The sequence below is a fragment of the Amycolatopsis sp. NPDC059235 genome (assembly GCF_042754125.1).
GTDB classification, from domain to species: domain Bacteria; phylum Actinomycetota; class Actinomycetes; order Mycobacteriales; family Pseudonocardiaceae; genus Amycolatopsis; species Amycolatopsis albidoflava.
Map to the genome: position 1 here is coordinate 1 of NZ_JBHZAG010000134.1, position 18,053 is coordinate 18,053.

General features: G+C 69.4%; 16 protein-coding genes. 5 read left to right on the forward strand and 11 right to left on the reverse strand.

The genetic code is table 11. The features are described 5' to 3' along the window. Nucleotides 1-330: 330 nt before the first annotated feature. The 3 genes from ACFXI3_RS43990 to ACFXI3_RS44000 form a co-directional block, all read right to left on the reverse strand. Complete coding sequence (locus tag ACFXI3_RS43990; RefSeq protein ID WP_344287092.1) at nucleotides 331-516, reverse strand: DUF5302 domain-containing protein; 186 nt, start codon at nucleotides 514-516, stop codon at nucleotides 331-333. A gap of 71 nt (nucleotides 517-587) precedes the next feature. After that, a complete protein-coding gene (locus ACFXI3_RS43995; protein WP_378407911.1) occupies nucleotides 588-1,010 on the reverse strand; it encodes a hypothetical protein in 423 nt (140 codons plus the stop codon). A gap of 93 nt (nucleotides 1,011-1,103) precedes the next feature. Then, complete coding sequence (locus ACFXI3_RS44000; protein WP_378407913.1) at nucleotides 1,104-1,970, reverse strand: alpha/beta fold hydrolase; 867 nt, start codon at nucleotides 1,968-1,970, stop codon at nucleotides 1,104-1,106. Nucleotides 1,971-2,039: 69 nt separating this feature from the next. On the opposite strand from ACFXI3_RS44000, the gene ACFXI3_RS44005 reads away from it, so the two are divergent. Further along, nucleotides 2,040-2,750 (forward strand): TetR family transcriptional regulator, encoded by a 711-nt coding sequence (locus ACFXI3_RS44005; RefSeq protein ID WP_344287085.1) that lies wholly within the window; start codon nucleotides 2,040-2,042, stop codon nucleotides 2,748-2,750. 204 nt (nucleotides 2,751-2,954) lie between these two features. Here ACFXI3_RS44005 and ACFXI3_RS44010 read toward each other — a convergent pair whose 3' ends face one another. From ACFXI3_RS44010 to ACFXI3_RS44035, 6 genes are all read right to left on the reverse strand, one after another. Continuing rightward, nucleotides 2,955-3,584: a TetR/AcrR family transcriptional regulator gene (locus ACFXI3_RS44010; RefSeq protein WP_037715077.1), complete on the reverse strand. Its 630-nt coding sequence runs from the start codon at nucleotides 3,582-3,584 to the stop codon at nucleotides 2,955-2,957. A 106-nt stretch (nucleotides 3,585-3,690) separates the two neighbouring features. Next, on the reverse strand, nucleotides 3,691-5,385 hold the full coding sequence (locus tag ACFXI3_RS44015) for a flavin monoamine oxidase family protein (protein WP_378407916.1): 1,695 nt from the start codon (nucleotides 5,383-5,385) through the stop codon (nucleotides 3,691-3,693). Further along, nucleotides 5,382-6,158 carry a carbon-nitrogen hydrolase family protein gene (locus ACFXI3_RS44020; protein ID WP_378407918.1) on the reverse strand — a complete coding sequence of 259 codons (777 nt, stop codon included), beginning with the start codon at nucleotides 6,156-6,158 and terminating at the stop codon, nucleotides 5,382-5,384. The genes ACFXI3_RS44015 and ACFXI3_RS44020 overlap by 4 nt, the downstream gene beginning before the upstream one ends. Next, on the reverse strand, nucleotides 6,155-7,537 hold the full coding sequence (locus ACFXI3_RS44025) for an amino acid permease (protein WP_344287478.1): 1,383 nt from the start codon (nucleotides 7,535-7,537) through the stop codon (nucleotides 6,155-6,157). Before ACFXI3_RS44025 ends, ACFXI3_RS44020 begins: the two co-directional genes overlap by 4 nt. Before the next feature lie 722 nt (nucleotides 7,538-8,259). After that, nucleotides 8,260-9,525, reverse strand: coding sequence for a sensor histidine kinase (locus ACFXI3_RS44030; RefSeq protein ID WP_378407920.1), 1,266 nt, complete (start codon nucleotides 9,523-9,525; stop codon nucleotides 8,260-8,262). Between the two features lie 5 nt (nucleotides 9,526-9,530). Beyond that, entirely contained in the window at nucleotides 9,531-10,214 is a 684-nt protein-coding gene (locus ACFXI3_RS44035) for a response regulator transcription factor (protein WP_378407922.1), read from the reverse strand. 91 nt (nucleotides 10,215-10,305) lie between these two features. Between ACFXI3_RS44035 and pip the strand changes: the two genes are divergently transcribed. From pip to lpdA, 3 genes are all read left to right on the forward strand, one after another. Beyond that, complete coding sequence (gene pip, locus ACFXI3_RS44040; protein ID WP_378407924.1) at nucleotides 10,306-11,724, forward strand: prolyl aminopeptidase; 1,419 nt, start codon at nucleotides 10,306-10,308, stop codon at nucleotides 11,722-11,724. 55 nt (nucleotides 11,725-11,779) lie between these two features. Further along, a complete protein-coding gene (locus ACFXI3_RS44045; protein ID WP_377926021.1) occupies nucleotides 11,780-12,559 on the forward strand; it encodes a lysophospholipid acyltransferase family protein in 780 nt (259 codons plus the stop codon). A gap of 209 nt (nucleotides 12,560-12,768) precedes the next feature. Then, nucleotides 12,769-14,154 (forward strand): dihydrolipoyl dehydrogenase, encoded by a 1,386-nt coding sequence (gene lpdA, locus ACFXI3_RS44050; RefSeq protein WP_344287069.1) that lies wholly within the window; start codon nucleotides 12,769-12,771, stop codon nucleotides 14,152-14,154. Here the strand turns inward: lpdA and ACFXI3_RS44055 are convergent. Beyond that, entirely contained in the window at nucleotides 14,144-14,650 is a 507-nt protein-coding gene (locus ACFXI3_RS44055; RefSeq protein ID WP_378407928.1) for a GNAT family N-acetyltransferase, read from the reverse strand. The genes lpdA and ACFXI3_RS44055 overlap by 11 nt on opposite strands. 37 nt (nucleotides 14,651-14,687) lie before the next feature. Further along, nucleotides 14,688-15,881 carry an MFS transporter gene (locus ACFXI3_RS44060; protein WP_378407930.1) on the reverse strand — a complete coding sequence of 398 codons (1,194 nt, stop codon included), beginning with the start codon at nucleotides 15,879-15,881 and terminating at the stop codon, nucleotides 14,688-14,690. A gap of 164 nt (nucleotides 15,882-16,045) precedes the next feature. Between ACFXI3_RS44060 and ACFXI3_RS44065 the strand changes: the two genes are divergently transcribed. Continuing rightward, complete coding sequence (locus ACFXI3_RS44065) at nucleotides 16,046-17,947, forward strand: S8 family serine peptidase (RefSeq protein ID WP_378407932.1); 1,902 nt, start codon at nucleotides 16,046-16,048, stop codon at nucleotides 17,945-17,947. Nucleotides 17,948-18,053: the final 106 nt, after the last annotated feature.

The following is an 18,053-nucleotide window of genomic DNA, read 5'->3' on the forward strand; positions in this document are numbered from 1 at the left end:
AGTCAACACACCTTGACCAGCACAAACCACGATGAAACAACCCCAATGTGGCATTGGGTGCGTCAGATGCACCCAATGTGGCGTTCGGTGCGTCGCATGCACCCAATGCCACATTGGGGCGCTAGCCCCCACTTGCTCGCGAACCGCAGCGACTGCACTCACCGATCGAGGCACCCACACCACCCCCGCACCCCGATACGAAGCCAAAACGCGGTCTGGGGTTGCTTGTCAAGGCATCTTTCCCGCCTTGACAAGCAACCCCAGACCGTAGTCACAATCAAGCTTCGGGGTGCCCCCACGCACCCACTGACTCGCTAAGAGGAGCGGCGATCAGCCGCTCTTACGCCGAAAAGTTCGCTTGTTAGCAGCAGGCCCATGCGCATGCTGCCCCTGCTGTCCGGCGTTCTCGTGTGCAGCCCCTTCCCGGGACTTCGCCTGCTTCCGCTCCAGCGCCTCGCGGAACTTCCGCTTGACGTCGCCCTCCCCGTCGCTGGGTGCCGGTTGCGCTTCACTCATGGCTGACCTCCGAAGGTGACGACGTGATACCCCGTCAGCCTGGCGCCCTTCGCGCACCTTGGCGAGCCATTTCAGAGTGATGCCACCCGGCGGTGGCCGGCTTCGGCGGCCTTCCGCGGCTCCGGCACGACAGCCTCGGCGAAAACCGGACGAACCCGCTGGACCGCGCGCCATCCGGCGCCAAGGACCAGCCCGAACCCGGCCGCACCAGCCAAAATCACCGCGACCCAGCCAGTCGCCGCGGTGAAAAGCAGGTCCCCGGCCCGGCCGTAGGCGAACCCGGAAAGCACCGCCCAGCCCACCCCCAGCAGCCCGGCCACCGCGAGCGGGGTCGTGATCACTGCCACTGCGCCGACCGCGATCGCCACGGCCGCCACGGCATAACCGGGATGCGCGGTCGCCCCGGCAAGATCCGCCGCGATCGCGGCCGTCACCACCGCCACACAACCGAGCGGGAAACCGAACCCGCCGGCCAGCCGTCCTTCAGTACGCATGCCCCATGGCACCCCGCGCGGGCGCGTAACCCAGGGCGCAAGGACAGGTTCCGTACGCCCCGGCGCTGGTTTTTGACGGCTTCTTGACCCCTGTCAGGCGCGAGCGGTCGCGCGGACGATCGCGGCCACGATCTCCGGCCACAGCGGTTCCGGCAGATCGTGGCCCATGCCCGGAACGATTACCAGCTCCGAGTCCGGAATCGCCGCCGCGGTGGCCTTCCCGCCGCTGACGTCGATCATCACGTCGGAGTCTCCATGCAGCACCACCGTCGGCAACCGGACGCTGTGCAGTCGTTCTGTACGGTCGCCCGACGCCACGACAGCGGCCGCCTGCCGCTGCATCCCGGCGGGGTGCCGTCCCCGGTCGTAGTTGCGGGTTGCCTTGCGCCGCAGGTACTCGTCGGTGGCCGGGTAGCCCGGCGACCCCGTCACGCGGTAGTTCGCGACGCTCAGTTCAATCTGCTCCTCGCGCGTTTCCGGCACCGAACCGGTGAGCGTCGCCAGCGCGGCGGGCGAGACCTGGCCGACCGAGCGGTCGCCGGTCGTCGACATGATCGACGTCAAGCTCAGCAGCCGGTCCGGGTGGTCGATCGCGAGCTGCTGCGCGACCATCCCGCCCATCGAAGCGCCGACGACGTGCGCCTTCGCGAAACCGAGCGCGTCGAACAGCCCGACAGTGTCGTCCGCGAGGTCCGACAGCAGGTACGGAGCCGGCGCTGTGCCCGCGACGATCCCGGCGAGGTCCGGCGCGCCCAGCTCGTCGAACCAGGTGGACAGGCCCGCGTCGCGATTGTCGAAGCGCACGACGTGGAAGCCGCGGCTCGCGAGCAGCTCGCAGAAACCCTCCTCCCAGGTGATCATCTGGGCGCCGAGCCCCATCACCAGGACGATCGGCGGGGCAGCCGGGTCGCCGAACGTGTCGTACTCGAGTTCGAGGCCGTTGGTCTGTGCGCGTGGCATGCCCCGATCATGCCGCAGCGCGGAACCGCGTGTGGCCGAGCCGGCGGGTTCCCGGTTACGGTGCACGGCATGCCGACTCCGCGTGCCGGACAGCGCGCCCGGTCCCGTTCGGCCGCCGGGCTGCCCGCGGTCACCGCGAAAAAAGTGATCGACGCGGCGGTGCGGCTCACTGTCGAACGCGGCTTGGAAAACTGGACGCTGCGGCAGCTGGCCGCGGCGATCGGCGCGTACCCGGCGGTCGTCTACCACCACGTCGGGGACCGGGACGCGGTGGTGTGCGCGGTGCTCGACCGGGTCGTCGGCCAGTTGCGGCTGCCCGACGACGAGCTGGACTGGCAGGAGTGGTTCGTCGAACTGCTGACCGGCCTGCGCGAGTTGCTGCGCAAACACCCGGGCACCGCGCGCCGGATGGCCTCGTTCGGCCCGTCAGTGGGCGCGACCACGCCCACGCTGGACCGCGGTGTGCGGATCCTGCTGGACGCGGGCTTCGGAGAAGAGAGCTCGCTCGCCTACACCATCCTCACCACTACTGCGTGCCAGTACGTCGCGCTGGAGGACGACCGTGACTGCAGCCTCGCGCTGCGCTTGGACAACACCGAGGAGTACGCCTCCTACCGCGACCGCGAGGACCTGCCCGGCATGGCCGCGTTCGGGCGCTCGATGCAAGAGCTGCTCAGCGACCCGGAAGCGGCGGCCGATTACCATCCGCGACTGTTCGACTTCGCGATCCGCCGATGCCTCGACGGGCTCACCTGCAGATTGGCCCAGCTGAACGGGTGAAATTCGCGAAATTGCTCCGGCCGGGCGTGCACACTGGGCCGTCCGCGTGGTCATGGTGAAAAGTCGGGCCGCCGCTGCGCCGACCGACACCGATTCGACGCTTTCCCGGCGTAGCGTGGACAGCTACCGGGGCCCTGCCTCCGGAAGGGGCCCCCGGCACTTTCCTCCCCCCTCGTGGTGCCGGGGGTTCTCCTTCCGGCGCCTTCAGTGCTGGGGCGGATGCTGGATCGCGGGGAACACCTGGCCCACCACGGTCACGAGCGACATCGTGAGCAGCGTGTGGACCTGGCGCCGGTCGAGCGAGCGGTGCACGAGCCACTCGCGGCCCGCCGCCTTCACCATGCCGGCGAACGCGCGCACCGCGGCGTTCAGCTCCTCGCCGTGCGCGCTGTCGCGGGACAGCCCGACCGCCTCCAGCACGCGGTCGGCCGACGCGCGGTCGGCCTCGGCGACGATCCGGTCCACCTCCGGGTCGCGGCCGATGCCCTCCGGCGCGATCGCGGCGAGCCACAGTTTCTCCTGCCCGCGCACCATGTCGAGCAGCCAGTCGATGGCGGCGTCCGCGCGCACTTCCAGCGGTCCGTCCGGCAGAATCTGCACCGCAATCCGTGGCACGGTAAGCGCGCGCCGAACTATTTCGAGGTACAACTCCCTTTTCGTTCCGAAATAATGATTGATCAGTCCGCGGGCCACGCCTGCCTCGGCCGCGATGTCCGAAGTGGACACTTCCGAATACGGTCGTTCGCCGAACAGTCTCGCCGCACAGGCGTAGATCTGCTCTTTGCGTTCGTCCGGTTCGAGTCGCCGCCACTTCGGCGCCGGATCGGTGCTCATGGCATCAGTTTGGCATGATCGGTTCAGTAAGGCGGATTAACCGGGCGGAATGTCGCAGCGGAAACACGTTCGGCTGCTACCGCGCGGTATCGCTTGACTGCCCCGCTCAGTCCGGAAGTTCGATCGGCGCGAGGTCCTCGAACCGGTCGCCGGGACCGGGATTCGCCGGATCGCTCGCGCCGCCGAAGTGCCGCTGCACGCCCCACACCGCGTTGAGCGCGGTCTGCACCGCACCCTCGGCCCAGCCCGCCGTCCACGAGATGTCGTCGCCCGCGAGGAACAAACCTCGGTAGCGCTCGGGTAGTGAATCCTGCACGAAGTGGGTGAAAAGCCGGTGCTGGTACCGGTAATGCCCGGGCAGGTTCGCCTTGAACGCGCCCATGAAATGCGGTTCGGCCTCCCACGACACGGTCACCGGGTCGCCCACGATGTGCCGCCGCACGTCGACGCCGGGGTAGATCTCGCGCAGCGACTGCAACATCACCTCGACGCGGTCGGACACCGAAAGCGGCAGCCACTTCAGCGAATCGTCGGCCCACGTGTAGGACAGGCAGATCACCGCGGGCCGGTCCGGGTCGTCGCCGAGAAGGTAGGTGCCGCGCGGCATCCGGTCGGTGAGCGTCATGCTCATCGTGTCGCGGCCGGTGGCCGGGTCCGGGTCGAGCCAGAACGGGCGGTCGACGGGCACGAACACCTTGGAGGAAGCCATATAGTGCGTGCGCTCGATGGCGGTCCAGTGGTCGATCGGGAACAGCGCTTCGTCGCATTCGATCTTCGACAGCAGCATCCAGCTCTGCGCGGTGAACACCGCGGCCGGGAACGTGCGGATGTGGCCGGACTCGTCGGTGACGGTGATGTTGTTCGGCGCGGTGCGGTGCAGCCGCGTGACACCCGGTCGCGGCTGGCCGTTTTCGTGCAGTGAAGCCAGATTCGTGCCGGACGGCCAGTGCGCGAGCTCGTCCGGGACGTGTTCCCACAGCCGTCGCGGGAGCTGCTCGCTGCCGCCGACGATGCTGCGGTGCTCGTCGTCCGCGCCGGTATAGACCACCCGGAGGATTTCGAGAATCGAGTTCGGGAAGTCGGTGTCCCAGCCGCCGGTGCCGAATCCGACCTGCCCGAAGATCTCTCGATGCTGGAACGAGGAAAAGGCCGGGGAATCGCACAGGAATCCGTAGAAGGTCTGGTTGTCGAGCCGGGGCACCAGCTCGTTCCAGATCTTTTTGACCGTCGCGGCGTCGCGATTGCGGATCGCGGTCTGCATCTCGGCGAACGACGCGTGCTCATCGAGCGTGCGCTGCCACGCCTTCGCCACTTCGCCGTACACGTCGGGCAGATCTTCGGGCGTGCGCGCGTAATGGCTGCGGCCCTTGAGATCGACGACCGTGCTCGGCGTAGCGGGCGAGAGCGGGTTCGGGAACGGCGTGGTTTCGAGCCCGGCCGTGTCGAGGTAGTGGAACAGCGACGTGGACGCCGGCGGGAACCGCATCGCGCCCATCTCGGCGACGACGTCGTCGGGCAGGCCGGGGAAGCGGTGCGTGCGCAGCCGTCCGCCGATCCCGTCGATCTCGTACACGACCGGCCGCAGCCCGAGCTTCATCAGTTCGTAGGCGGCCACGATGCCGGAAAGGCCGCCGCCGATCACCGCGACCTCGGTGCCGTGCGCCCGCTCCGGCACCGTGCCGAGCCCGGCTGGATGCGCGAGGTAATCGTCGTAGGCGAACGGGAAATCGGGGCCGAACATCGTGATCGGCCTGCCGGCCGGTTCCTCGGCGTGGATCGCGGCGGGAACTGCGGAGGTCATGCCCGGGGTCCTTCGGTGAGAGAGCGGTACAGCGACGGCCGTCGGTCGGCCAGGTACGGGGTTTCGGCTCGCGCTTGAGCGAGCACGGCGGGGTCGAGGTCGGCGATGAGCAGCTCTTCGTCCGGCCCGGCTTTCGCGACGACTTCGTCCGGCGACGCGACTGTCGAGCGTCCGCAGTAGCTCAGCTCGCCTTCGGTGTCGCAGCGGTTCGCGTACACGACGTACAGCTGGCTTTCGTGCGCACGAACCGGAATGAGCAGGTCGGCGACGCGCTCGTACGGCCGCATCAGCGCGGTCGGAACGAGCAGCACCTGCGTGCCCGCGAGCGCGTGCGCGCGGACCAGTTCGGGAAACTCGACGTCGTAACAGATCAGCAGACCGGCGCGGAGGCCGTTGAAATCGGCCTGCACCACCGGCTCGTCGCCGGGGGAGAACTGGTCGCGATCGAGGTCGCCGAACAGATGGGTCTTGCGGTAGTTCGCGAGCCGTTCCCCTTGCGCGGACAGCAATTGCGCCGAGTTGTACACCGCGTCGCCGTCGCGTTCGGGGTAGCCGTAGACCAGCCCGATCTTGTGCTTGGCAGCCAACGCGCCCAGCTCGACCGCGCGCGGTCCGTCCGCCGGTTCGGCCAGCTCGGCGACGGCTTTCGCGCCGATGTTGTACCCCGTCGTGCCCATTTCAGCGGTCACGACCAGGTCGGCCCCGCGCTCCGCCGCCGCGGCCATTGCCTCGGGCAGCCGGTCGTGCGGTCCTTGGTGGACGGCGATGATCATCGGACCTCCGCGAGCCGCGAGCGGCGGATGCTGTAGCCGAAGTAGATGACGAGGCCGAGCAGCATCCACGCGCCGAACACGATCCAGGTCGCCCCGTCGAGGCTGAACATCATGTAGGCACAGCATGCCACGCCCAGGATCGGCGTGACCGGCGAGAACGGCACCCGGAAAGTGCGTTCGGCTTCGGGACGGCGCTTGCGCAAAATCAGCACGGCGATGTTGACCAGCCCGAACGCGAACAACGTCCCAATGCTGGTGGCGTCGGCGAGCTTGCCGAGCGGGATGAAGGCGGCGAGCACCGCGACGAACCCGGACACTACGAGCGTGTTGGTGCGCGGCACGCCGGTCTTCGGATGAACCGTGGACAGCGACTTCGGCACGAGCCCGTCGCGGGACATGGCGAAGAGGATCCGCGTCTGTCCGTAGAGGACGGTCAGCACGACGCTGGAGATCGCCACGATCGCGCCGATCGCGAGCAGAATCGCCCAGAGCGGGTTGCTGGAGATCGTGGTGAGCACGTGCGACAGCGCGGCCTGCTTGTCGCCGAACTCCTGCCAGGGCAGCGCGCCGATCGCGGCGAACGCGACGAGGCAGTAGAGCACGGTCACGATGGCCAGCGACAACAGAATCGCGCGCGGCAGGTCCCGCTGCGGGTTGCGCGCCTCCTCGCCTGCGGTGGAGGCGGCGTCGAACCCGATGTAGGAGAAGAACAATTTCGCCCCGCCCGCGCTCATCCCGGCCAGCCCGAGCGGCAGGAACGGAGTGAAGTTCTGGGCCCGGACGGCGGTGAACGCGATGGCGCAGAACAGAATCAGCGTGCCGATCTTCACCACGACCATGATCGCGTTGGCCCGCGCGCTTTCCTTCGCGCCGGACAGCAACAGCACCATCGCCAGCAGCACCACGACAATCGCCGGAATGTTGACGAGCCCGCCGTCCCCCGGCGGCCCGCTGAGCGCCTCCGGCAACGTGACTCCGAACGCCAAGTGCAGCAGTTCGTTGACGTACTGCCCCCACCCGACCGCGACGGACGCGACCGAGACGCCGTACTCCAGCACCAGACACCAGCCGCACACCCACGCGATCAATTCGCCGAGCGTCGCGTACGCGTAGGAGTAAGAGGAACCCGACAGCGGGATCATGCCCGCCAGCTCGGCGTAGGAAAGCGCGGAGAACAACGCGGTGATCCCGGCGAGCACGAACGAGACCACGACCGCGGGCCCGGCCACCGGGACCGCCTCGCCGAGCACCACGAAAATCCCGCTGCCCAGGGTAGCCCCGATGCTGAGCATGGTCAGCTGACTGAGCCCGAGCGACCGCTTCAGCGGCCCGTGGTCCGCCTCGGCCACCAGATCGGTGACCGGTTTGCGGCGCAGCATCGCCGTGGCGATCCTCCCGCGTGCGGGACTGGAGGAGGTGGTGCTCACCGGGCGGCTCCTAGCGATTCATTGTGACGCCACTGTCGACTTCGAGCCACGGTATCGATCGAAAACTGCCCCGAAAACCGAGATCTGTTGTGGATTGAGGGTGGTGGTGGGTGATTCATTGCGCTCTCGGGGTTGGTTCCTTCGGGGTGGTGCGGCCCGGGAAGGTTCGGGCTTCCGGGCCGGGAATGACTGTAAGTGATCGGTGACGCGCGTCCGCGGCGGCGGGTTGACCAGCGGGGATCGGGCGGTGGCGGGCGGTGTGGAGCTGTTGGTGCGGGCCGGGCTGGGGTGTGTTGTTCGGGTGGTGCCTGTCATCCGGCACGGGCCAGGTGGGCGGCGGGCGCTGATCCGTGGCACCCGGTTGTCGGGCACGGGCTGGTTCGGCGGGCGGGATTGGGGCACTGGGTGAAGGCGCTCCGGATTCCGGGTGCGGGGGCAGCGGGGCAGTGGGGGCGTTGCTCGGGTGGGCCCAATCGGCGCGCAGGCCGGGCGGGCTGAGCGACTTGGGGCGATCTGCGAGGACGATGCGCGGTTCCGGGTGCGTCGGCTCCGTCAGCGAGAGCGGGTCGCGGCAGGTCGGTGCGCGAACGGGCGGCGCCGTCAGTGCCGGCGGCTTCGGGTGCGGTCGGGATTCCGCTGGTGGGCGCGAGCAGCGAGGTGCTGGCACAGCCAGGTCAGGAAGCGGGGGCTTCCGGAAGCAGCAACGTGAACGTCGGCGGATCGGGCCGCGACAGGCGTAAGCGGCCGCCTTCGGCTTCGGCCAGGCTTCTGGCCAGGCGGAGGCCTATGCCGTGCCCGCCGGGGGCGTGGTCGGCGAACGGGTCGCGTTCGCCGAGGTCCGGGCCTTCGTCGACGACGTCTACGGCCAGCGCTCCGCCAGCGTCACGGGCTCGGACGGTGATGGTGCCTTCGCCGTGGTTCAGCGCGTTGTCCAGCAGCACTGCGAGCACTTGCCGGACCGCGGGGGCCGACGCGCGGACTGGCGGTGGGTCGGTGATTTCCAGGCGTAGCTCCCGGTGTTCGGGCAGCGGGCCTTCGGTCAGCTCGGCCAGGAGGGCGGTGAGGTCCAGTTCGTCGCGAGGGGTGCGGCGTTCCCGGGACAGCGCGAGCAGGTCTTCGACGGTGCGTTCCAATCGGTCGGCGGCGGTGATTCCGGCGCGCACCGCGGCATAGGGGTCGCGGCCGGGGGTTTCCAGGGCGGATTCCAGTTGCAGGCGGAGCCCAGCCAGTGGAGTACGCAGTTGGTGTGAAGCTTCGGCGGAGAAGGCGCGTTCTCGTTCCAGGGTTTCGCCGATGCGGGTCGCAGTGACGTCCAGGGCCGCACCGACGCGGTCTATTTCCGGGATCGCCGAGCGTCGGGATCGAGCGGAGAAATCGCCTTCGCCCAGGCGTGCGGCAGCGCAGGCGAGGTCTTCCAGGGGACGGGTCAGCCGCGCGGCGATTCGGCGGGCGACGAGCCAGCTCGCGAGCACCGCGCCGATCGCGCAGCCGGCCATCACCAGCCAGGTGATGCCGACGTCGCGGGTCAGCGCGGACCGGGGGAGCGCCGCGCGCACGATGCCGGTGAGGCGAGCCCCGGTCAGCACCGGGACGGCCAGCACGTCCTCGTCGCCGACCTTTTGGTTCAGCATGTCGCTGCGGGTCGCGCCGACTCCGCGCACGACGTCGTCCGCAGTGGGCGGGCCGTCTCCGGCGAGGAGGTGGCCCTTCGGGTCGTAGACGCCGACCTCGGCGCCGTCCTCGTTGTCCGGTACCTGGAAAGGTTCGCCGGCGGCGAGCGCGTCGGACACCACGACGGCCGTGCCGTCGGCGGCCCGCTCCAGCGCGGACGTGGTGTGCGTGCGGAAGTACCACAGCGCCCCGACGGCGAGCGGCAGTCCGAACAGGCTCGTGGCCAGCACCGACGCGAGGACGGTGAGCGTCACGATCCGGCGGCGCACTCCGTTCAGTCCCCTTCCAACCGGTATCCGTGTCCGCGCAAGGTCGCGATCCTCGGCACCTCGTACGGCGACTCGGCGGCCGAGGCGAGCTTGCGGCGCAGCGCGGCGATGTGCACGTCGAGCGTCTTGGTGGAGCCGTGCCAGTGCGAGTCCCACACGTCGGACATCAGCGTGTCCCGGCTGACCGCCTGCCCCGGGTGGACGGCCAGCCGCGCGAGCAGGTCGAACTCCCGCGCCCGCAGCGCGACCTCCCGGCCGTTCAGGCTGACCCGCCTGCTCGCGATGTCGACCTCCAGCGCGCCGATCCGCACGACCGGCGTCGACGGTGCGGCGGGCGCGCCGCGGCGGAGGTGCGCGCGCACCCTGGCGAGCAGTTCGGCCAGCCGGATGGGCTTGGTGAGGTAGTCGTCGGCACCGGCCTCGAGCCCGACCACGACGTCCATCTCGTCCGCCCGCGCGGTCAGGATCACCAGCACCGCGCCCGGCATGGCCGTGCGCAGCCGCCGGCACACCTCGACGCCGTCGACGTCCGGGAGGCCCAGGTCCAGCAGCACGAGATCGGCCGAGGTCTCGCGCAGCGCGCTCCGGCCGTCCCGGCACCATTGCACTGTGTGGCCGTGCCCGCGCAGCGCGGAGTCGAGGACGCTGCCGATCGCCGCGTCGTCCTCCACCACCAGTACCTTCGCCATGAGGGAAGCCTAACCGGCCCCTCTCGGCGTTGTCCGCGCGTCCACAGTGGACCCTCAGCGGGACGCGGCCGAGGTCGGGCATAGTGGCTGCATGCTCGGTCTGTACCCGGAACTCGATCCGTACGACCACGGGATGCTGCCGGTCGGAGACGGCAATACGCTGTATTGGGAGGAATGCGGCAATCCCGAGGGCAAACCGGTCGCGTTCCTGCACGGCGGGCCCGGGGGCGGCGCGTCCGCGCGGCACCGGCGGCTGTTCGACCCGGAGCGCTACCGGATCGTGCTGTTCGACCAGCGCGGCTGCGGCCGGAGCACGCCGCATTGCAGCGAGCCGGACGTCGACCTGTCGGTGAACACGACCTGGCACCTGGTGTCCGATATGGAGCAATTGCGCGAGGATCGCGGCATCGACCGCTGGCAGCTGTTCGGCGGCTCGTGGGGGAGCGTGCTCGCGCTCGCGTACGCGGAGACGCATCCGGAGCGGGTGACCGAGCTGGTTCTCCGCGGCGTCGCGACGCTGCGGCTGAAAGAAGTGCAGTGGCTCTTCGGCGGGGGCGCGGCGTGCGTGTTTCCGGAGGCGTGGTCGCGCTTTCTCGCGCCGGTGCCGTACGCGCGCCGCGGTGGCGACCTGCTGGAGGTCTACCACGAACTGCTGAATCATCCGGATCCGAACGTGCACGGGCCCGCCGCGCTCGCCTGGAGCCGGTGGGAGGGCGAGACCGTCAAGTTCACGCCGCAGGAAGAAGTGGTGGCCGCGTTCGCCGAGCCGGAGTTCGCGCTCGCGATCGCGCGGATCGAGAACCACTACTTCCGCCACGGCGGCTGGCTCGCCCCTGACCAGCTGATCCGCGGCGCCGGGAAGCTCTCGGGCATCCCGTGTGTTCTGGTGCAGGGCAGGTACGACGTGGTCACTCCCGCCACCACCGCCTGGGAACTCGCACAGGTGCTGCCGGGCGCCGAGCTGAAGATGATCGGCGACGCCGGGCACGCCTTCGACGAACCGGGCACGCTGCACGAGCTGATCAGCGCGACCGACCGGTTCGCGGCAGGGTGGGAGGGCAGGTCCGGGCTGTCGAGCGCGGAAGTCGAACGAAAGGAAATCCGCATGCTGTTCGGTGACGAGCACGTTCGCCGTTACGAGGAGACCGACGGGCAGGTCGGGCACGACTGGCAAGAGGGCGTGCCGACGCTGGTGCTCACCACGAAGGGCCGCAAGACGGGTCAGGACCGCAAGTTCGCCCTCATCTACCAGGAGGACAACGGCAACCCGGTGATCGTCGCCTCGAAGGGCGGCGCGGAGAACCACCCCGGCTGGTATCTGAACCTGCAGGAGAACCCCGAGGTCGGCGTGCAGGTGTGGGCGGACAAGTTCACCGCGCGCGCCCGGACCGCGACCGGCGAGGAACGCGCCCGGCTCTGGGAGAAGCTCGCCGCGGTGTGGCCCGCCTACAACGACTACCAGAAGAAGACCGACCGCGAGATCCCCGTGGTGGTGCTCGAGCGGGTGTGATTCCCGCCGCGTCCCGGGTCCGCGCGGCGCCGAACCGGAGCGTCTTCCGCTACGAATGACGCTCATGGCGCTGCGCACCCGGACCCGGGACAACTGGACCCCGCTCGAAGGGGAGCTGCTCGGCTTCCGCGGCATGCAGAAGTACGGCAGGCGGTTCGCGAAGTCCGGCAGGGGAGCCTGGTACCACTTCGCGATCGAGGTCGTCTGGCAGCTGCTCGCGCTGACGAGCCGGTTCCGCGTGCGCGGCGCGCGGAACATCCCGGAATCGGGCGGGGTCGTGGTGGCCTCCAACCACCTGTCGAACGCCGACCCGACGACGCTCACCGCGTTCTGCCTCGGCTCCGGGCGGGTGCCGCGGTACCTGGCGAAGGCGAGCCTGTGGAACGCGCCGGTGATCAAGTCGGTGATGCGTTCGGGCAAGCACATCCCGGTCCACCGCGGTGCGCCGACCGCGGCGGGTGCGTACCGCGACGCCGTCGCCGCGGTGCGGGCGGGCGAATGCGTGGCGATCTTCCCGGAGGCCGGGCTTTCCGCGGACCCGGACGGCTGGCCGGCGAAGGGCAAGACCGGCGCGGCGCGGATCGCGCTGGAGACCGGCGTGCCGGTGATTCCGGTCGCGAACTGGGGCACACACGAACTGCTTCCCGCCGGCTCGCCGTTTCCGCGCGTCCTGCCGCGGCGGAAGATCGAGTTCCTCGCCGGGCCGCCGGTCGAGCTCGCCGACCTGCGCGGGCGGGAGCTGACCAGGGACGTGCTGGAGGAGGCGACCGCGCGGATCATGGCCGCGGTGACCGAGTTGCTGGCCGAGATCCGGGGCGTGCGCCCGCCGGTCTGACAACCGGATCCGGCGGTCCGGCTCGGCGCGACGGCGACCACTGTGGACGATTCAGCCGCGCCCGAAGCCGCGTCACCGAGCCGGTGCCGTCCGATTCCGGCGAGCATCGCCAGGATCCGCCGTCCGAGCTCGCGCCGGGACGAGCGGCGGTTCTGAAAGCGGGCGCCGTCACGCCGCCCCGAGCGGGCGCGGCGGGTAGTTTCAACGGTATGAGCGCAGACTATGACGTGGTGGTCCTCGGGGCCGGAGTCGGTGGGTACGTCGCGGCGATCCGGGCTTCGCAGCTGGGCCTGAGCGTGGCGGTCGTGGAAGAGAAGTACTGGGGCGGGGTGTGCCTCAACGTCGGCTGCATCCCTTCGAAGGCGCTGCTGCGCAACGCCGAGCTCGCGCACACGGTGAAGGAGGAGGCCAAGACCTACGGCATCTCCTCCGACGGGGAGATCCGGTTCGACTACACCGCGGCGTACGAGCGCAGCCGCAAGGTCGCGGACGGGCGCGTCAAGGGCGTGCACTTCCTGATGAAGAAGAACAAGATCACCGAGTACGACGGGCGCGGCACCTTCGTGGACGCCAACACCCTCGAGGTGAACGGCGAGCGGATCACCTTCACCTACGGCATCATCGCGACCGGCGCGACGGCTCGGCTGCTGCCGGGCACGCAGCGCAGCGAGCGCGTGGTCACCTACGAGAAGCAGATCCTCGAAAGCGAGCTGCCGGGCAGCATCGTGATCGCTGGTGCGGGCGCGATCGGCGTGGAGTTCGCCTACGTGCTGCGCAACTACGGCGTGGACGTGACGATCGTCGAGTTCCTCGACCGGATGGTGCCGCTCGAGGACGCCGAGGTGTCGGCCGAACTGGCGAAGCGCTACCGCAAGCTGGGGATCAAGGTGCTGCTGGGCACGAAGGTCGAGGCGATCGACGACTCGGGCTCCAAGGTGCTGGTGACCGTGTCGAAGAACGGCGAGCAGCAGGTGCTCGAGGCGGACAAGGTGTTGCAGGCCATCGGGTTCCGGCCGAACGTCGAGGGCTACGGACTGGAGAACACCGGCGTCGAGCTCACCGAGCGCGGCGCGATCGCGATCGACGGCCGCGGCCGGACGAACGTGCCGCACCTGTTCGCGATCGGCGACGTGACGGCGAAGCTGATGCTGGCGCACGCGTCGGAGTCGATGGGCATCGTGGCGGCGGAGACGATCGCCGGCGCGGAGACCATGGAACTGGACTTCGTGATGATCCCGCGCGCGACCTACTGCCAGCCGCAGATCGCGAGCTTCGGCTGGACCGAGGAACAGGCGCGCGAGAAGGGCTTTGACGTCCAGGTGTCGAAGTTCCCGTTCACGGCCAACGGCAAGGCGCACGGCCTCGGCGACGCGGCGGGCTTCGTGAAGGTGCTGAGCGACGCGAAATACGGCGAACTGCTCGGCGCGCACCTCATCGGTCCGGACGTGACGGAGCTGCTGCCGGAGCTGACGCTGGCGCAGCAGTGGGACCTTACGGTGCACGAGGTTTCGCGCAACGTGCACGCGCACCCGACACTGGGCGAGGCGGTCAAGGAAGCGGTGCACGGACTGGCCGGTCATATGATCAACTTCTGATTCTTCGACGGTCGCCCTGGCCCGCGGTGGTTTCGCGGGCCGGGGCGCTGTTGTTTCCGGACTCTGGCAAGGAAAACACCAGCTCCGGACGAGACCACGAGATCCTCGGCGGTTTCGGCGGGACAGTTCCGATCTGCCGGGCGCCCATGCGTTCGTAGAACCTCACCGCGGGCGGATGCGACACCACCCGTACCTCAGCCAGCCCGTTTTCCCTTGCCGCGGCGAGGATGTGCTGGACAAGTCGCGCACCCAACCCCGTTCCCTGCGCGTCGTCGGCGACGAACAACAGGTCTAGCTCGGCATCAGTAAGCGCGGCGAACCCGACTGGTCCCGAAGGTCCGCGCGCGACCAGAACCTGGTGCTGACGAAGGTAATCCGCAGTGACGGCGTATCCCTCCAGGATCGAGGCGTATTGGCCTTGATAGGCCGAGGACGAGTGCATGAGGTCGCTGAGCGCGGCGGCGTCGGCAGCGGTCGCGCGGTCGATCTTGAACATGGCAGCCACGGTAACCGCCACCACCGACAAAAACTGATCACCCAGCTCGGCGGGCGGGCAAAGCCGCGGCGCTGAGCAGACAGAGGACAGCGCCGATCCCCAGGGAGAAGCGCAGGCCGAGCACCCCGGCGGCGATCCCGCCGAGGGTGATGAAAATCGGTTTGGCGGTACGGGTTCCGGTCGACCAGGCGGTGAGCGTCCGGGTCAGCACGGCATCGTCGATCAGCGACAGGCGGTACGCCGAATAGGTCGGGTTGAAGATGCCCGCCACCAGCAACAGCCCGAAGTTCGCGGCGATCAGCAGGGCGACTCCGGCAGCTCCGGAAATGGCGAACGGCAGCACGAGCAACCACGGCGTACGCGCGAAACTGGTCCACAGCAACACTTTCGGTGCACCGTATCGAGAACTGAGAGTCGGCACGAGACGGGCTCCGAGCAACCCGCCAAGGCAAGGAACTCCGAGCACGAGGCCGTATTCCCACGGCGCGAAGCCGAGATCCCGCAGCATCAGCACGGTTTGCAGCGGCGTGACCCAAAGGACGGCGCCGCTGAACAACACCGAGTTGAAGAACAGCGGCCGTAGTTCGGGACTGCGCAGGAGGTAACGCCATCCGTCGGTGAACCCGCGACGCGCAGGATCCGCCGCGACAACAGGCGGCGGCTCCGGTGCACGCAGGCGACGGATTCCGAGCGCGGACAACAGGAACGAGAAAGCGTCGATGAGCATCGTCGCGGTAGCGCCGAGCGCGCTGATCAAGACGCCGCCCAGCGGAGGTCCGGCTGACCAGCAGATCCAATCGGTGCTCTCGAAACGGCTCAACGCGACTGCCCGCTCGTCCGGCGCGACAAGGGTTTTGAGGTGCGCGCCGCTGGCCGCGGAGAAGATCACGGCCGCGGTGGCCACGACGATGTCGACGGCATAAAGCTGCGGCATGGTCAGCACGTGCAGTGCGGCGGCCAACGGAACACTCGCCAAGGCCGCGCAGCGGACCAGGTCTCCGGTGATCATCGCGGGGCGTTTGCGGGCGAACTCGACGCGCGGCCCGAGCGGGAAAGCGAGAACCGCGCTGGACGCGGCCGAGATGGCGGTGATCAGGGAGACCTGCCACGCGGGCGCGTCGAGCACGAGCACCGCGACCAGCCCGAGCGCGCCCGCGCCGACCGTGCTGCCCGCGGTGCTGATCGCGTACGCGGCCCACAGCCGCGCGAAATCCCTCCCCAGGTTCGCCACCTGAGCAGAGTGCCAGCTCCGCTTCGCACCCCGGAACGGCCCGTCTGAATCTCACCAGATGGGCCATCCGGGCAGATACCACTTTGGTCGGTGGTCTTACTCGCGGTCGCTCTTTAGATTCACGTGACCACAGTCGGTGGCCGGGGGCTAGGACGGGAGTTGTCATGAGAAGAACCAGCCGGGTGGTCGCGTATTCCGCGCCCCTCGCGGTCGGGGTCGTGCTCGCCGGGAGCGGGGTCGCCGTCGCGCAGCCGTCCGCGGCGGACGCGGCGAACGCGCGCTCCGGAGCCGGGATCAGCGCGCTGCAGGGGATCAAGAAGACCCTCAGCCCGGCCGAGCGGAAGCAGTCCAGCCAGCTTGTCGTGGAGAAGCGCCTGCGCGCCGACCGCGGTCTGGCCGCGCTGCTCCCGGATTACCGCACCGGCCTGCCGGTCAGCCAGACCGGCACGGTTTCGGTGGACATCGCGGGAACCGCGGGCGCCGAGATCGCGAAGGCCGTGCGCGCCGCGGGCGGCACGGTTCAGTCCACTTCGTCCAATGGCTCGGTTCGCGCCCAGCTGCCGCTGAACGCGGTGGACCGGATCGCGGCGCGCGGCGATGTCCGCCAGGTCCAGCCCGCGACGCAGGCGATGACCTGGAACGAGCCCGCCGCACAGCGTCAGCAGCTGGCCAAGAAGGCCGTCGCCGCCGTGCAGGTGTCCGAAGGGGACAAAGCCCACGGCGCGGACACCGCCCGCACGGATTACGGCGTGAACGGCACCGGCGTGAAGGTCTGCGTGCTTTCCGACGGGGTCAACTCGCTGAAGAAGTCGCAGGACGCTGGCGAACTGCCAGCAGTCGACGTGCTGCCCGGCCAGGCAGGCAGCGGCGACGAGGGCACCGCGATGCTGGAGATCGTCCACGACCTCGCCCCGGGCGCGACGCTCGGCTTCGCGACCGCCTTCACCAGCGAATCGAGCTTCGCGGACAACATCCGCGCGCTGCGCAACACCGGCAAGTGCACGGTGATCGTCGACGACGTCGCGTACTTCGACGAGTCGCCGTTCCAGGACACGCAGGTCGCGCAGGCGGTCAACGACGTGACCGCGGCCGGCGCGCTCTACTTCTCCTCCGCGGGCAACTCCGGCAACCTCACCGACGGCAGCAGCGGCTACTACGAGGGCGACTTCCGCTCGTCCGGCACTACGCTGCCGGGCGTCACCGGCACCCCGCACGACTTCGACCCGGGCGCCGGCGTGCAGACCACCGACCCGCTGTCGCCGGGCTCGCTCGGCAGGCCGGTGACGCTGTTCTGGTCGGACCCGTGGGGACATTCGGCCAACGACTACGACCTGTTCCTGCTCAACGCTTCCGGCAGCGTCGTCGCCTCCAGCGCCAACGCGCAGGACGGTTCGCAGAACCCGTACGAGAGCCTGACCGTGCCGACGTCCGGCTCCGGTTACCGCCTCGCGGTGGTCAAGTACAGCGGTGCGGACCGGTTCTTCGCGGTCAACGTGGTCCGCGGCCGGTTCGTCGACTCCGGTTCGCTCAAGGGCTTCAGCACGGCGGGCGTCACCTCGGGCCACTCGGCGGCGGCAGCGGCGTTCTCGGTGGCCGCGGCCCCGGCGGCGGCCGCGTTCGGGCGTCCGCTGGAGACCGGCGACCCGGCGAACCCGGCCGGCCCGTACCCGGGCCTGTTCACCTCGGCCAGCAAGTGGGAGCGCTTCACCTCCGACGGCCAGCGGCACCTCTTCTACAACGCCGACGGCACCGAGCTGACCCCGGGCAACGTGTCCTCGACCGGCGGCGCGACCCGCGCGAAGCCGGACATCACCGCGGCCGACGGCGTGGCCACCTCGGTGACCGGCTTCCAGCCGTTCTTCGGGACCTCGGCGGCGGCCCCGCACGCGGCGGCGATCGCCGCGCTGCTGCTGTCCGGCAAGCCGTCCGCGACCCCGGCGGACGTCCGCACGGCGCTGGTGTCGAGCGCGATCGACCTCGGCGCGCCCGGGTTCGACGCGGTGACTGGCAACGGCGTGATCATGGCCGGTCCGGCGCTGGCCGCGCTGGGAGTGCCGAAGAAGTAGTGATACCCGAAAGGGCGGGTTCCCGACTGGGGTAGCGCGCTCAAAGGACAATGGTCCGTGAAGGGCTCCTTGAGGGAATCAGATTCCCTCAAGGAGCCCTTCACGG

Coding starts and splice junctions, on each gene's coding strand:
- ACFXI3_RS43990 (WP_344287092.1), bottom strand. CDS start 516: ATGAGTGAAGCGCAACCGGCACCCAGCGACGGGGAGGGCGACGTCAAG.
- ACFXI3_RS43995 (WP_378407911.1), bottom strand. CDS start 1,010: ATGCGTACTGAAGGACGGCTGGCCGGCGGGTTCGGTTTCCCGCTCGGT.
- ACFXI3_RS44000 (WP_378407913.1), bottom strand. CDS start 1,970: ATGCCACGCGCACAGACCAACGGCCTCGAACTCGAGTACGACACGTTC.
- ACFXI3_RS44005 (WP_344287085.1), top strand. CDS start 2,040: ATGCCGACTCCGCGTGCCGGACAGCGCGCCCGGTCCCGTTCGGCCGCC.
- ACFXI3_RS44010 (WP_037715077.1), bottom strand. CDS start 3,584: ATGAGCACCGATCCGGCGCCGAAGTGGCGGCGACTCGAACCGGACGAA.
- ACFXI3_RS44015 (WP_378407916.1), bottom strand. CDS start 5,385: ATGACCTCCGCAGTTCCCGCCGCGATCCACGCCGAGGAACCGGCCGGC.
- ACFXI3_RS44020 (WP_378407918.1), bottom strand. CDS start 6,158: ATGATCATCGCCGTCCACCAAGGACCGCACGACCGGCTGCCCGAGGCA.
- ACFXI3_RS44025 (WP_344287478.1), bottom strand. CDS start 7,537: ATGCTGCGCCGCAAACCGGTCACCGATCTGGTGGCCGAGGCGGACCAC.
- ACFXI3_RS44035 (WP_378407922.1), bottom strand. CDS start 10,214: ATGGCGAAGGTACTGGTGGTGGAGGACGACGCGGCGATCGGCAGCGTC.
- pip (WP_378407924.1), top strand. CDS start 10,306: ATGCTCGGTCTGTACCCGGAACTCGATCCGTACGACCACGGGATGCTG.
- ACFXI3_RS44045 (WP_377926021.1), top strand. CDS start 11,780: ATGACGCTCATGGCGCTGCGCACCCGGACCCGGGACAACTGGACCCCG.
- lpdA (WP_344287069.1), top strand. CDS start 12,769: ATGAGCGCAGACTATGACGTGGTGGTCCTCGGGGCCGGAGTCGGTGGG.
- ACFXI3_RS44055 (WP_378407928.1), bottom strand. CDS start 14,650: ATGTTCAAGATCGACCGCGCGACCGCTGCCGACGCCGCCGCGCTCAGC.
- ACFXI3_RS44065 (WP_378407932.1), top strand. CDS start 16,046: ATGAGAAGAACCAGCCGGGTGGTCGCGTATTCCGCGCCCCTCGCGGTC.